The following is a 14,677-nucleotide window of genomic DNA, read 5'->3' on the forward strand; positions in this document are numbered from 1 at the left end:
TTGAATATTAAAAAAATTTAACGTGGAGGGAAATAATATGGATAAATTGATACTTGGTGGACATGAATTTAATAGCAGATTATTGGTTGGAACAGGTAAATATGGTTCAAATAATATATTGCCTGAGGTAATAAAAGAAAGTGGAAGTGAAATAATAACAATGGCACTTAGAAGAGTGGATTTAGACAATAAACAAGAAAACATATTAACGTATATTCCAAAAGAGATGACAATACTTCCAAATACATCAGGAGCTACTAATGCAGAAGAAGCTGTAAGAATAGCTAGAATATCTAGAAAAATGGGATGTGGAGATTTTATAAAAATAGAAGTAATATCAGATACTAGATATTTACTTCCTGATAATGAAGAAACTATAAAAGCTACAAAGATACTTGCTGATGAGGGGTTTATAGTTCTTCCATATATGACACCAGACCTTTATGCTGGAAGAAGACTTATAGAAGCTAATGCAGCGGCAGTTATGCCACTTGGAGCTCCAATTGGTTCAAATAGAGGTCTTCAAATGAAAGAAATGATAAGAATAATGATAGATGAGTTGGATATACCAATAATAGTAGATGCAGGTATTGGAAAACCATCTCAAGCTATGGAGGCTATGGAAATGGGAGCTGATGCAGTACTTGTCAACACTGCTATAGCTTCAGCAGGAGACCCTGTACAAATGGCTAGAGCATTTAAATTAGCTGTAGAAGGTGGAAGAGAAGCATATATTGCAAAAACAGGAAATGTGTCAGAATTTGCAAATGCATCTTCTCCTTTAACAGGTTTTTTAGGCAATTTATAGAAAGTGGTGATTGGTGATGAGTTTTTATGATGTAATAGAAAAATATAGGGATTTTGATTTTGATGGATATTTAAATAATGTTACTGATAATGATGTTTTAAGAAGTTTATCAAAAGACAAGCTTGAAGATTTTGATATATTAAATTTGCTTTCTAAAACTGCAGTAAAACATTTAGAAGATATGGCACAAAAAGCACATAAATTAAGTGTTCAATACTTTGGTAAAACAGTATGTTTATATACACCAATGTATATAGCAAATTATTGTGTTAATCAATGTGTTTATTGTAGCTATAATATAAAGAGTGGAATAAAAAGAAAAAAATTAACTATGGATGAAATTAGAGAAGAGGGAGAAGCAATTTCAAAAGAAGGTTTCAAACATCTACTTGTTTTGACTGGAGAAAGTAGTTTTCACTCAAGTGTAGAATATATAGGTGAGGCTATAGAAATATTAAGAGAGAAATTTCCCTCTATAGGTATAGAAGTTTATCCAATGGAAGTAGAAGAATATAAGTACATTGTAGATAAAGGTGTTGAAGGATTAACAGTATATCAAGAAACTTATGACGAGGAAATATATAAGAGAGTACATATAAAAGGCCCAAAATCAAATTATAAATTTAGACTAGATGCTCCTGAAAGAGGGGCAAAAGCAGGTATGAGGACTTTATCAATAGGTGCACTTTTAGGGCTAAATGATTTTAGAAAAGAAACTTTTTTTACAATATTGCATGGGAAATACTTAAAAACGAAATATCCTCATATTGAGCTTTCATATTCAACACCAAGAATGAGACCTTTTAAAGGGTGTTTTGAGGAATTGGTAGATATAAGTGATACTGATTTAGTTCAAGCTATGGTATGTATGAGATTATTTGACCCTCATGCAGCTATAAACATATCCACTAGAGAAAATTTAGAAATGAGAAGTCATATAATACCTTTAGGAGTAACTAAATTGAGTGCAGGTGTATCTACTGATGTAGGAGGTCATTCTCAAGATGAACATGATACTGCTCAATTTAAGATAAATGATGAAAGTACTGTTAAAGATGTGGAGAAAATGCTAAACTCAATTGGTTATCAGCATGTGTTTAAAGATTGGGAAAGATTTTAAATGTATCTGATAACAAACAGAAAATTATGTAGTGAGGAACGATATTTAGAAGTTATTAAAGAGTCTATATTGAGTGGTGTAGAAAATATAATAATAAGAGAAAAGGATTTAGAATATCAAGAGCTAAGAAAATTATATATGAAAATAAAAACTAAAATCAATTGTATAGATTTTCAAGAGCAAATATCAGATGAAAGTTTGAAAACTAATATAAATCAAAAAGAGTTTAGAAATAAATTCAAGGTTAATTTTATAATAAATAGTAACATTGAATTTTTTGAAAAAGTGGATTGTCAAGGTATCCATCTTCCTTTTAAATTATTCTTGAATTTAATTGAAAATAAGTATAATTTTAATGAAAATAAAATACTAGGATTATCTTTACATAAAGTAGAGGAAGTAGATTATTTAGAAAAATTAATAAGAAATCAAAATATAAAAATAGATTACATAACATTATCACATATATATGAAACTAAATGTAAAGAAGGATTAAATCCAAAAGGAATTGAGCTTTTAAAAGAAGCTAAAAAGATTACTGATATTAAAATAATTGCACTTGGGGGAATTTTACCATCTAATGTCAAGGAAACATTAAAATACTGTGATGATTTTGCTATAATGTCAACTATAATGAGGTCTAAAGATATTAAAAAAACCATATCAAATTATAATGAAAAGTTGAATTAGTAAATATAGTATATTGAATTTTTAACTTAAATAAAAATAAAAAAGTTATCTTTTAAATTTTAAAAGGTAGCTTTTTTATTTTATATCTTTGCTAATAAAAAATTGTAAAAAGGGAAAACTTTAGTCAGAGAGATTAAACAATATCCTAGAAAGATTTAAAATTTAGTAAAGTATGGAGGACATTATAATGACTGACAGTAAAAAGAAACGATTTATTATACCACACACTTTTACAATAATATTTTTACTAATAGTCTTGATGGCAATATTGACTTGGATAGTACCAAGTGGTGAATTTAGTAGAGAAGATGTAGAAGGTAGAATGGTAGTTGTACCAGGGACTTATCAAAGTGTAGAAAGTAATCCTCAAGGATTTGCAGATGTTTTTAAAGCACCAATAGAAGGCTTTATCGATTCAGCTGAAGTTGTAGGTTTTGTTTTAATAGTTGGAGGTGCTTTTGGTATTGTAAATAGGACTGGAGCTATAGAAGCAGGAATAGCTTCGGTTATCTCTAAGTTTAAGGGAAAAGAACTTCTTATAATTCCAATATCAATGATTTTATTTGGACTTGGAGGTACAACATTTGGGATGGCAGAAGAGACATTACCATTTTATATGATATTTGTTCCACTCATGACATCCTTGGGATATGATTCTCTAACAGCAATAGCAATTGTATTTATAGGAGCAGCAGCAGGAGCAGCCGCTTCAACAATAAATCCATTTTCAGTTGGTATTGCACAGGCACTAGCTCAACTTGCTCCTGGTTCAGGAGTAACTTACAGAGTAGTTATTTTTATAGCATATATACTAATAAGTATAGCATTTGTTATGTACTATGCTAAGAAGGTAAAGGAAAATCCTGAAAGTTCAATAGTATATGAAATAGATAAAAATAATAAATCAATACTTAATCAAACTTCAACAGAAATAAAAGAATTTACTTTTAAAGAAGTATCTGTTCTTGCTATATTTGGAATAGGGATGGCAATAATGATTTGGGGTGTTTTAAGTCAGGGATGGTACATTCCAGAAATATCAATGTGTTTTGCTGCAATAGGTGTGCTTTCTGGATTGGTTGGTAGATTATCTCAAATTGAAATCTCAGAAAGTTTTATAGATGGAGCAAAAGATTTAGCATCTGCAGCTCTTGCTATAGCTTTGGCTCGTGGAATCGTAATAATTGCTCAAAATGGATTTATAATAGATACTATATTAAATTCCGCAGCAGCCTTTCTAGGTGGGCTTCCAAAGGTTATATTTGTATATTTATCATTTTTCTTGGAAGCTGCATTGGCATTTTTAATTCCATCATCTTCAGGTCTTGCTTCACTTACAGTACCTGTACTTGCTCCTCTTGGTGATTTGGTTAATATATCGGCTCAAGTGATAGTAACCGCTTATCAATTTGGTGTGGGTCTTACAAACTTTATAACTCCAACTTCAGGAGTACTGATGGGAGCACTTGCAGTAGCCCATATTCCATTTTCAAAATGGGTAAGATTTATAATGCCTATCTTGTTGATTTTGACAGCTGTATCTCTAGTCTTTTTAACAATAGGTATTTATATAGGGTTTTAATTAAGTGTAGTTTTATTTAAGATATTTAGTAATGGTATAAAATGATAATATGTTTTCAATAAATTGCCACTAATTTAATTAGTGGTAATTTGTTTTTTGTATTTAAAAATAAATGTATTTACTTGTATTTTGAATTAATATCTACATAGACATTGTTTTAATTGTTATATTTTCATTTAATTAAGCATTGATTTATCATTTTTTATATTTCATATAACAATGCAAAAAATAATTTTTATATAGTAAATGACAAAAGTTTACAATAAATGTATATTTTCTTACTCATTCCTTAAAATTACTCATTTAGTTTAATAACTCTCATTTCATATGTAAAGTTGGTAAAAAAATTAAAATTAAAAGTAAAAAACTAAATAAATTAATGTTAATTTGAAATATATATGAAGGTTTTTGGAGAATACTTACTTATGATAGGAAAAAATGTTAAAATAATAGTGTAATCAAATATAAAGGACTGAAATAATTAACAGTTATTAAATATTAGGAGTGTAAAAATTTATGGGATTAAAAGAATTTGATTTTATTGAAGAGTCTATTGATATGTTGAGGACAATGTCACCAACATTAGAAACTATATCAGATGAAATAGAAGAGTATTTTGAAAATATCTTGGATGAAAAGAATCAAGAATATATAAATGTAACCTCTAGAATAAAATCAGAATCAAGTTTAAGAGAAAAGATAATTAGAAATAGATATTTAAAAAAATATGGAGAAGCAAGTAATCTTATTCATAATGTTTCTGACTTAATAGGCCTAAGAATTGAGTGTAGATTTATTGAGGATGAAAACAAAATATATAGACTTTTGAGAAGATATTTTAATAAAACAGATGACAAAATAAACTATTATAATAAAGAGAATAAGAATATTAAATTAAAACTATCTGAGAGGCAACCCAATAAACAAAAAAATGGATTTGAAATATATAAAATAGATGGAGTTTTTGCGTATTTAGATAGAGAAGTAAAATTTGAACTTCAAATTAAATCTCTTGTAAATGTGTTTTGGAGTGAAATAGAACATAAAATAATTTATAAAAACAATACATATTTACTTGCTGATAAATTTATAAAGGATATGATGGACTCTATAAAGAATAATCTTACTATGATAGATAATCAGCTTTTAAGTATTTATAAAAACTTTCATTCAGGGAAGTCTTTTAATATGAAAGTAAGTAAAAAAGAAATTGAAAAATTATTTGCGAAATTAGTCTATGACGCTTTTTCTGAAAAGATGAATAAAAGTATAGGTTTTGTTGTAGATTTTAAAAAACCATGTGAGACTATATTGAACTATTCTTTTAATAAACAAGATATAAGTGATGAAGTTTTAGGTAATTTTATGCTTGATGAGTTTGCAAGATTAAATGAAATTGTAAACAAGGATATAGATTTTAATGAGCAAATAGAATTTGAAAGAGAACCAACATTTGATGATAAGTTTTGTAAAGACCTAGGAAATCATTTTAGAAGTAGATTAAACACAGAATTTCCATGGAACCTATTTTTTAGAATATTATTTGAAATAGAGCCATATAACAATACCAAAGACTTTGAAAACTTTGTAGAGTTTATAAAAGAAAATGTGCTACTAGAAGAAAATAGGGAGCAATTATTATGCCAATTTGAAGAAGATAGCAAACTTATAATTGAAGATATATATGATTGTATATTTAATAGTATAAGTGAGATTGATAGTGTTGAAATTTTATATAACTATAATCTTGAAAAAATAAACTTTACATCAAGTGAAATCATAAATTGTATATGTAGAGAATATGAGTGTTATGGTGAATACTTAGAAGAAAAAGAAAAGCTTATGAATACATTTAAAGAAAAGATTATTCAAATCTTTGAATAATAGGTTAATGCTGAAGTGGCGCTAATGCGCCATTTTTCAAATATATATGAATTAAGTAAAATTATTTTGGAGGAGGCGATTTGTATAGAGAAAACAGGTGTAATTTTGGCAGGGGGAAGAAATTCTAGAATGGGTAGAGATAAAGCCTTTTTAGAGTTACATGATAAGCTTTTTATTGAAATTGCAATAGAAGCATTTAAAAACTTTGATGAGTTGATAATAATATCTAATAATGAAGAATTATATTCTAAATACGATATTAAAGTTTATAATGATATAGTAAAAGATGTTGGTCCAATTGGAGGAATATATACTGCTCTTGAATATGCAAAGTATGATATAGTTACAATTGCATGTGATATGCCATATCTAAATAATCAAATAGTCGAAAGAATAGCTAATAAAATGAATGATAAAAGTGTGATTTCAGTGACAAATGGAAAGTTACAACCATTGTGTTCTGGATATAAAAAGAGTATAATAAATAAAGTATCTTTATGTATAAGGGAAAATGATTTAAAGCTCAGAAGCTTTATAGATAAAATAGATAAAAGTTATATATACTTTGATGAAGAAGATTTATTTTTAAATGTAAACACTGTTGATGAGTATGAAAAATTAACTAAAGTTTAATTAGCTATGGTTGTAAAATAGAGTAGGATTTATATGGAGGAGAGTTTATGAATTTACTTAAATGCGATTCTTGGGCAGTAATATTAAATAATAGCGATAAAGAAAGTAAAGCATATAAAATATTAGATGAACTTAAAAGGAATATGTACAAAGTTGTTGCTATAGATGAAGAGAAAAAACCTATTGAAGGAATAGATGTGTATGAATGTTTAAAAGATGTTCCACACAATATTGATGTTGTAGCTATTATTGATAAACAATCTAAGATGGATGTGATTTTAGAAGAAGTAGAGCTTTTGGATATACAAAATATGTGGTTTGAAAAAGGAAGCTTTAGTGAAATGATGATTAAAAAGACTAAAGATTTAAAATTAAATATAGAATATAATTTAAGTTTATATGATGAGTTGACTAGATAAAATTATATTTCTTAATAATAAAAATATAATTAGTTAATAAAACATATTATTTTATAGTATAGATTGGTTAATAAAAGTACAGATTGGTTAATGAAACATTAAATTACAATATTTGTTAAAAAAATTGTGAGTTACATGATATAATGTATTAAATAGGATACTAAGGAGTTGATATATTATGTTAATAGTAACTACAGAAAAAGTAGAAGGTAAAAAGATATCAAAGGTTTTAGGATTAGTGAGAGGAAGTACAATAAGAGCAAAACATGTTGGAAAAGATATAGGAGCAAGTTTTAAGAATCTTGTTGGAGGAGAACTTACTGGATATAATGAAATGCTCACTGAAGCAAGACAAATTGCCATAGGTAGAATGGTTGAAGATGCAAAAGCTAAAGGTGCAAACGCAGTAATAGCATTTAGACTGTCTTCAGCTTCAGTTATGCAAGGAGCAGCAGAAATGCTTGCTTATGGAACAGCAGTTGTTTTAGAAGATGATAATAGTATTCTTGAAAAATAAAATATAAATAGTTAAAAAGAGGCATCTTTTAAAAATTTTATGGATGCCTTTTTTTATTTGAAAAAACTAATTTGAGAAGAAATTTTAACTATTATGACAATAAAATTAGGGTGATATTATATAAATAAGTAAAATTATATTATATAATGTATGGTATAGACTTTAAAAATTTTATTTGTAGAGAAAAATATGGACAATGTTATAATAATTATAGAAATTAAAAGTACTTACATTCATTATGTATGTGACATGTATAATTAGTTTTATATTTAATACAGTTTTGAAGTAATATCTTCATTTTGAGAACGTTGGAATAATAAAAAATGTATGTATTATAGGTGATATAAATAAAAAATAAATATAATATGTTATATTGCTGATAGAAAAGAGAATAAAAGAAAATAGGTTTTATTAAAAGAGATTTTTATTTATAGGACTTAATCGATGTATAGAGGGGTGAGAACATATGTTTAATGTTGCAATTATAACACTTAGTGATAAAGGATATGAAGGAAAAAGAGAAGATATAACAGGAAAAAAGTTAACTGAATTTGTTGAAAATACAGGAGCTTATAAAGTTACTGAATATGTACTTATAAAAGATGATAAGGAAATGCTAAAGGAAAATATTATAAGACTTTGTAATAGTAATAAAATAGATTTAATTCTTACAAATGGAGGTACTGGTTTTTCAAAAAGAGATATAACCCCAGAAGCAACTAAGGAAGTGTTGGAAAAAGAAATACCAGGTCTGAGCGAATATATGAGAATGAAATCCACAGAAATTACTAAAAAGGCCATACTAAGTAGGGGTGTGAGTGGAATAAGAAATAATTCTATAATAATAAATTTACCTGGAAGTCCTAAAGGTGCAGTTGAAAATCTAAGTTTTATAATTGATGTTTTAGACCATGGCATAGAAGTTTTAAGAGGAGAAGCTACAGAATGTGCCACTAAAAAAAGTGAATAGTATATAATCTAGATAGATAAAAAATAGACAAAGAGGTAGATAAAGTATGATTGATAAGTATGGAAGAAAAATAGACTACCTTCGTATTTCACTTACAGATAAGTGTAATTTAAGGTGTGTCTATTGTATGCCACCAGATGTAAAATTTGATAAAAATTATATAAATGAAAATCTAAGCTTTGAAGACTACAAGTTTATTATAAAGGCTATGGCTGAACAAGGTATAACAAAAATTAGATTTACTGGAGGAGAACCTCTTTTATATCCTAAATTAAATGAGCTTATAAAATTTACAAAAGAAGAATGTGGAATAAATAACATAGGAATGACCACTAATGCTATTGGGCTTTCTGATAGAATCTTTGAGCTTGAAAAATGTGGCTTAAATAAAGTTAATATAAGTTTAGATTCTTTGAAGGAATATAAGTATAAATCCGTAACAAGAGGAGGAAACTTAAAAGATGTCTTAAAATCGATTGAATCTTGTTTAAACTTAGGTATAAAAGTAAAGTTAAATTGCGTTGCTATAAGTGGGTTTAATGATGATGAGCTTAAAGATTTTATGTTTTTAACAGTTAAATCACCAATTGATGTAAGATTTATAGAGCTTATGCCATTAGGTGAGGCTAATAGAGTTTATAAGAAGGGTTATTTTAATGTAAAAGAAATGATTGAAAAAATATATGGTTTATATAAAGTCAAAAATGATGAAAAAAGTACAGCAGAATATTATATGTTTAAAGGAGCTAAAGGAAGAATAGGAATTATAACTCCATTAAGCTGTTCATTTTGTAACACTTGTAATCGTATTAGACTTACTTCTAGTGGTGCAATAAAATTATGTCTACATTCAAAAGAAGAAATAGATATAAAACCATTTTTACATAAACCATTGTTATTTAGAGAATCTATGAAAGATATAATAAAACAAAAACCAGAAAAACATCATTTACTAGAAAATAAATGTAGTGATACAAATAGGCGTATGTATGAAATTGGAGGATAAGTAATGTTAACACATATAAATGAAAAAGGGTATGCCAAGATGGTGGACATAAGTGAAAAAGATGATACTAAAAGAACGGCCGTAGCTACAGCTACAATTACTCTTAGTAAGGAAGCATTAGAAAAAGTAAAAAATGGTCAGATAAAAAAAGGAGACGTATTGTCTGTAGCTCAAGTTGCAGGTATAATGGGAGCTAAAAATACATCTTCAAACATACCAATGTGCCATCAGATTAAATTAGTTGGATGTGATTTAGAATTTGATGTAGATGATTCTATGTCTGCTATTAAGATATACGCAACCTGTAAATCTCTTGGGAAAACTGGAGTAGAAATGGAAGCTTTAAATGCATGTTCTTTAGCAGCACTTACAATTTATGATATGTGTAAAGCAGTTGATAAAAAAATGGTTATAAGTAATATCCATCTTGTAGAGAAGACTGGTGGAAAATCAGGAGATTTTAAGTTCGAGTAAATTAATAATATATTGGGTTAAAATTTGGAGGAAATATGGCGAAGGTAGTGTCAATAAATATAAGTGAGAAAAAAGGTGTAATTAAAGTTCCTGTACAATGTGCAGAGCTAAAAATAAATCATGGGATAGTTGGAGATGCACATGCAGGAAACTGGCATCGTCAGATAAGCTTACTTGGAAAAGAAAGCATAGATAAAATGAAAATGAAAGGCTTTGACCAATTAAAATATGGAGATTTTGCTGAAAATGTAACTACAGAAGGGATAGAAGTTTTTTCCCTGCCTGTTGGTACAAAGTTAAGAATAGGGCAATGTGAAGTTGAAGTAACTCAAATAGGGAAAAAATGTCACAATGGATGTGAAATTAAGAAATTGACAGGTGACTGTGTGATGCCACGAGAAGGAATTTTTGTAAAGGTTCTAAAAGAAGGAATTATAAATGTGAATGATTCAATAGATGTAATCTAATGAAGTGACTATTAAAATATAATTATAAGTAAATACTATTAAGATTTAAATATATATTTTAAGAGAGAATTAATTTTAATAAAATATTTTAGTTATAAATTGGAATATTGGTTATATAAAGCTATGAATGTAAAATCATAGCTTTTTGTTTTTGAATTTTAAAATATAATATTTTATTTATATGTATTAAATTATATTTTATATAAAATCAATTGTTTAAATATATATTATTTATACTGTAAATTTATAGATAATAAAGTATAAAAAAAATATATTTTGATGAAATTTAAAAAAATACATTATATAAATATAGTAATAGTATGAAAATTTACATATAAAATTAAAAAATGCAAGTAATTGACTTTTTAAGTTGACAAAATATTGCATATATATTATGATATAAATCATAAATTAACTACAAATCAATATTATATATTCGTAGAAGAAGAAAGTAGCATAAAGGAATTTTACAGAGAGTTAGATTTGGCTGAGAACTAATATTGGAATTTATGTGAAAAGGACTTTGGAGAATACTATTGTAATTATGTTAGAATAGTGGTTTAATTCGCCTTAAGAAAATGAGTGAGTAAAATTAATTTTTACTAATAAGAGTGGTAACACGGATTTATATTCGTCTCTTGGATTTTTCCAAGAGGCGTTTTTTATTATAAACTTATTTCAGAAAATTTAAAACTATATATTAAATGAAAATTATAAAAATATGATAGTTAATAAATTTATAAATTAGAAAATTGTAAAATATGCTAAGGTCAGTAGTTTTACGATTTAAATGGAGGGATGAAAATGGAAGAAGAAAAAATTAACTATGCTCTGGAACAGATTCCAGAGAATCAAAAACGTGGTTGGGTAGCTATGTTTTCAGTTTTAGTAGCAATAGGTGTGGATTTATCATCTGTTATTTTAGGCGCTGAGTTGGCACAGAGTATGCCAATGAAACAAGCAATATTGTCAGTAATTGTTGGTTCATTTTTTTCTGCAATTTTGTATACTACATGCTCTTTGGTTGGTTCATCTACAAGTTTATCTACATCTATGATAACAAAGTATGTATTTGGAGAAGCTGGAGCAAAAATATTTTCTCTAGTTATAGGGGTTTCTCTATTAGGTTGGTTTGGAGTTCAAGTAGGTTTCTTTGCTCAAAATGCACAGATAATAATAAAAGATATATTTAATTTAGATGTAAGTATGCAGATTTTAAGCCTAATAGGTGGTCTCTTGATGATGAGTACTGCAATTTATGGATATAAGGCAATGGAGAAGTTGAGTGTGTATTCAGTACCATTTTTATTAGTTCTTATGATGCTAACTATATTCTTAGCTTTTAGAGCAAATGGAATTTCAGTTGATGATAATATGAAATCTACTATGACATTTGCAGGTGGAGTTTCTCTGTCAATGAGTATAATAATAGTTGGTGCAATTGTATCTCCTGATATAAGTCGTTGGGCTAAAAGTAGAAGAGACTGTGCTCTTTCAAGCTTTTTGGGAATACAATTTGGAAATGCTTTTATGATAATAGTTTCGATAGTATTAGTAAAATGTATGGGAACTTCAGATATTATGAGAATTTTTATTACATTAGGAATTGCTATACCAGGTATAATAGTACTTACATTAGCACAATGGACTACAAATACAAGTAATGTATATTCAGCATCATTAAGTATAGCTCTTGTACTTAAGAAGGCTCCTGAGAAAGTATTAACTATAGTCCTTGGTATTATAGCAACATTATTGGCTGTATTTGGAATATATGAAGGTTTTATAGGATTTTTAAATTTACTTGGAATTGTAATTGCACCTGTTGGTGGTGTATATACAGCAGAATATTACATAGTAAAGCAAGAACTTAAAGGCTTTGATAAAGGAGTATTATATAAACCAATAGTTAAACGTTCAATAGTGTCTTGGATAATTGGTATATTAATAACTTACCTTTCAACATATGGATTTATAACTCTTACTACTATAGCACCTTTAGATGGTTTTATAGCAGGGTTTGTAGTACAATCTATTATTGGAAAAGTGCTTTGTTCAACAAAAAATAAGCAAGAAATAGACAAAGCAGTATAAAGAAATTTGTTTATAAAGTATAAAATAAATTAGAAATATGAGGAGAAAGTAACATGAGATTTTTAACAGAAGAAAGTGTAGATAAAATAGCAGTTGGTGCAGCAGTGCTTGGAACTGGAGGTGGAGGTGACCCATATGTAGGTAAATTGGTTGCAAAACAAGCCATTAAAAAGTATGGTCCTGTAAAAGTAATAAGTTTAGATGAACTTGATGATGATGCTTTGGTAGTTCCAGTATCTGGTATGGGTTCTCCTGTAATTACAATAGAAAAATTACTTTCAGAAGTTGAGTTAACTACCCCTTTAGAAATAATGGAGAAATTATTAAATAGAAAAGTGGATGTTATAATTCCTATAGAAATAGGAGGGATAAACTCACTTATGCCTATAGCAGTTGCTGCTAAAAAAGGACTTCCTATCTTAGATGCAGATTCTATGGGTAGAGCTTTCCCTGAAGCTCAAATGGTAACTTTTTATCTTGAAGGATATGAGGCATCTCCTGCCGTAATGTCTGATGAAAAAGGTAATTCTGCCATCCTTTATCCTGTGGATGGAATTTGGTCAGAAAGATTAGCTAGAACTTTAACTGTAGAAATGGGAGGAAGTTCTTCTATTAGTGACTATAATTTAAGTGGAGCTCAAGTTAAAAAAGCTGCTATAGGTAATACTCTTACAATAGCTGAAACTATAGGAGGGTTTTTACTTGAAAATAAATCTGATTCAAAAGGTGCTGTTGAGAATATACTAAAAGAATTGCGTGGATACAAGTTATTTGAAGGAAAAGTAATTGATATTAAGAGAGAGTTGAAAGGTGGATTTACTAGAGGACATGCCTTTTTTGCTGGGATTAATGAGTATGATGGAGAGTATTCTATATTATTCCAAAATGAGAATTTAATTGCCAAAAAAGGTGATACACCACTTTGTATTACACCAGATTTAATAGCAGTATTAGATTTAGAAACTGGATTTCCAATAACTACAGAGAGAATAAAATATGGCTCTCGTGTTATGGTAGTAGCTTTTCCTTGTAATGAAAAGTGGAGAACAGAAAAAGGAATTGAGACAGTTGGACCTGGATACTTTGGATATGATGTGGAATATAAAACAGTAGAAGAATTACAAGGAAAATAAAAGTTTAGGAGGAAATTTTGATGTATCGTGTAGGAATTGACGTTGGAGGAACAAATACAGATGCTTGTATACTGGATGGGGAATTAAAAGTAATTCATTCAGTTAAGGTGGCAACTACAAAAGATGTTGAAACTGGTGTTTACAATGCCTTAAAAAAAGTTATAGATGAAAGTAAGATTGACCATTCATTAATAAAATATGCTATGCTTGGTACAACTCATTGTACAAATGCTATTGTAGAAAGAAAAAGACTTAATAATGTGGCTATGATAAGAATAGGAAAGCCAGCCACTACTGCCATTCTTCCATTTATAGATTGGCCAGAAGACTTAAGAGAAAAAATAGAATTAGATTCAATATTGGTATCTGGTGGATATGAGTTTGATTAAAAAATAGCTACGCACACTCGTGACTTTAGTCATGAGTTAGTAGCTAAAATAGTCAGCATATAGGGAAACCTATATGTAGAGATAGGATAGAACCTATCCAATACTACTTGAATTGCTGGAAACCCCTAAAGCTAACCAAACTAAAACATAAGGATGAAATAAACCTAAGTGTGAAAGTTACGAAAGTAGAAAAAATTGGTTAGATGGTATAAGGTTAAACCCTAAGTACTTTAAAATGGGCAATCAGCAGGTAAGCTCCGAATAGGAGAAACTTCAACGACTATTCCTCTTGAGGGAAGTACACTACAAGCTATTGGTAGTGGAAGTGGGTAGACCTTAACGGATAATGCCGAAGGATAAGATATAGTCTGTGCTTACATGAAAGTGTAAGAAGTTCATAAGAGAACTGCATAGGTAGTAGCGAGCTTATGTGAACGACAACCTCAAAAATGATAAAAGTTAAGACTTACGGTTCTTAAATATGTTATTTA

15 protein-coding genes and 1 other annotated feature are annotated in these 14,677 nt (G+C 28.3%); all 15 genes read left to right on the plus strand.

The genetic code is table 11. The features are described from left to right. Positions 1–37 precede the first annotated feature (37 nt). On the plus strand, positions 38–808 hold the full coding sequence (locus tag CDIF1296T_RS08990; RefSeq protein WP_009896845.1) for a thiazole synthase: 771 nt from the start codon (positions 38–40) through the stop codon (positions 806–808). A gap of 16 nt (positions 809–824) precedes the next feature. Beyond that, the gene (gene thiH / locus CDIF1296T_RS08995; protein ID WP_009896847.1) at positions 825–1,928 is read left to right on the plus strand and encodes a 2-iminoacetate synthase ThiH; all 1,104 of its coding nucleotides are present in this window, start codon (positions 825–827) and stop codon (positions 1,926–1,928) included. Then, positions 1,929–2,618, plus strand: coding sequence for a thiamine phosphate synthase (locus CDIF1296T_RS09000; RefSeq protein ID WP_004454450.1), 690 nt, complete (start codon positions 1,929–1,931; stop codon positions 2,616–2,618). Between the two features lie 187 nt (positions 2,619–2,805). Beyond that, positions 2,806–4,200 carry a YfcC family protein gene (locus CDIF1296T_RS09005; RefSeq protein WP_009889640.1) on the plus strand — a complete coding sequence of 465 codons (1,395 nt, stop codon included), beginning with the start codon at positions 2,806–2,808 and terminating at the stop codon, positions 4,198–4,200. Positions 4,201–4,716: 516 nt separating this feature from the next. Then, positions 4,717–6,084, plus strand: a complete 1,368-nt coding sequence (locus CDIF1296T_RS09010; RefSeq protein WP_004454447.1) for a GTP pyrophosphokinase — start codon at positions 4,717–4,719, stop codon at positions 6,082–6,084. Between the two features lie 24 nt (positions 6,085–6,108). Beyond that, positions 6,109–6,717 (plus strand): molybdenum cofactor guanylyltransferase, encoded by a 609-nt coding sequence (locus CDIF1296T_RS09015; RefSeq protein ID WP_009896849.1) that lies wholly within the window; start codon positions 6,109–6,111, stop codon positions 6,715–6,717. A gap of 47 nt (positions 6,718–6,764) precedes the next feature. Continuing rightward, positions 6,765–7,136 (plus strand): CoA-binding protein, encoded by a 372-nt coding sequence (locus tag CDIF1296T_RS09020; protein WP_004454444.1) that lies wholly within the window; start codon positions 6,765–6,767, stop codon positions 7,134–7,136. Between the two features lie 178 nt (positions 7,137–7,314). After that, positions 7,315–7,653: a heavy metal-binding domain-containing protein gene (locus tag CDIF1296T_RS09025; RefSeq protein WP_009896850.1), complete on the plus strand. Its 339-nt coding sequence runs from the start codon at positions 7,315–7,317 to the stop codon at positions 7,651–7,653. Positions 7,654–8,119: 466 nt separating this feature from the next. Beyond that, a complete protein-coding gene (locus tag CDIF1296T_RS09030) occupies positions 8,120–8,623 on the plus strand; it encodes a MogA/MoaB family molybdenum cofactor biosynthesis protein (protein WP_009893248.1) in 504 nt (167 codons plus the stop codon). Positions 8,624–8,669: 46 nt separating this feature from the next. Beyond that, entirely contained in the window at positions 8,670–9,629 is a 960-nt protein-coding gene (gene moaA / locus CDIF1296T_RS09035) for a GTP 3',8-cyclase MoaA (RefSeq protein ID WP_009896851.1), read from the plus strand. Positions 9,630–9,632: 3 nt separating this feature from the next. Beyond that, positions 9,633–10,103 (plus strand): cyclic pyranopterin monophosphate synthase MoaC, encoded by a 471-nt coding sequence (gene moaC / locus CDIF1296T_RS09040; protein WP_004454438.1) that lies wholly within the window; start codon positions 9,633–9,635, stop codon positions 10,101–10,103. Positions 10,104–10,138: 35 nt separating this feature from the next. Then, entirely contained in the window at positions 10,139–10,570 is a 432-nt protein-coding gene (locus CDIF1296T_RS09045; RefSeq protein WP_004454437.1) for an MOSC domain-containing protein, read from the plus strand. Between the two features lie 430 nt (positions 10,571–11,000). Beyond that, positions 11,001–11,212 (plus strand) — a binding site (T-box leader). 162 nt (positions 11,213–11,374) lie between these two features. Continuing rightward, complete coding sequence (locus CDIF1296T_RS09055; RefSeq protein WP_009893249.1) at positions 11,375–12,664, plus strand: cytosine permease; 1,290 nt, start codon at positions 11,375–11,377, stop codon at positions 12,662–12,664. A gap of 53 nt (positions 12,665–12,717) precedes the next feature. Then, complete coding sequence (locus CDIF1296T_RS09060) at positions 12,718–13,797, plus strand: DUF917 domain-containing protein (protein WP_009896855.1); 1,080 nt, start codon at positions 12,718–12,720, stop codon at positions 13,795–13,797. A 20-nt stretch (positions 13,798–13,817) separates the two neighbouring features. Continuing rightward, complete coding sequence (locus CDIF1296T_RS09065) at positions 13,818–14,186, plus strand: ROK family protein (RefSeq protein WP_016729553.1); 369 nt, start codon at positions 13,818–13,820, stop codon at positions 14,184–14,186. Positions 14,187–14,677: the final 491 nt, after the last annotated feature.

The organism is Clostridioides difficile ATCC 9689 = DSM 1296, assembly GCF_001077535.1.
Lineage (GTDB): Bacteria > Bacillota > Clostridia > Peptostreptococcales > Peptostreptococcaceae > Clostridioides > Clostridioides difficile.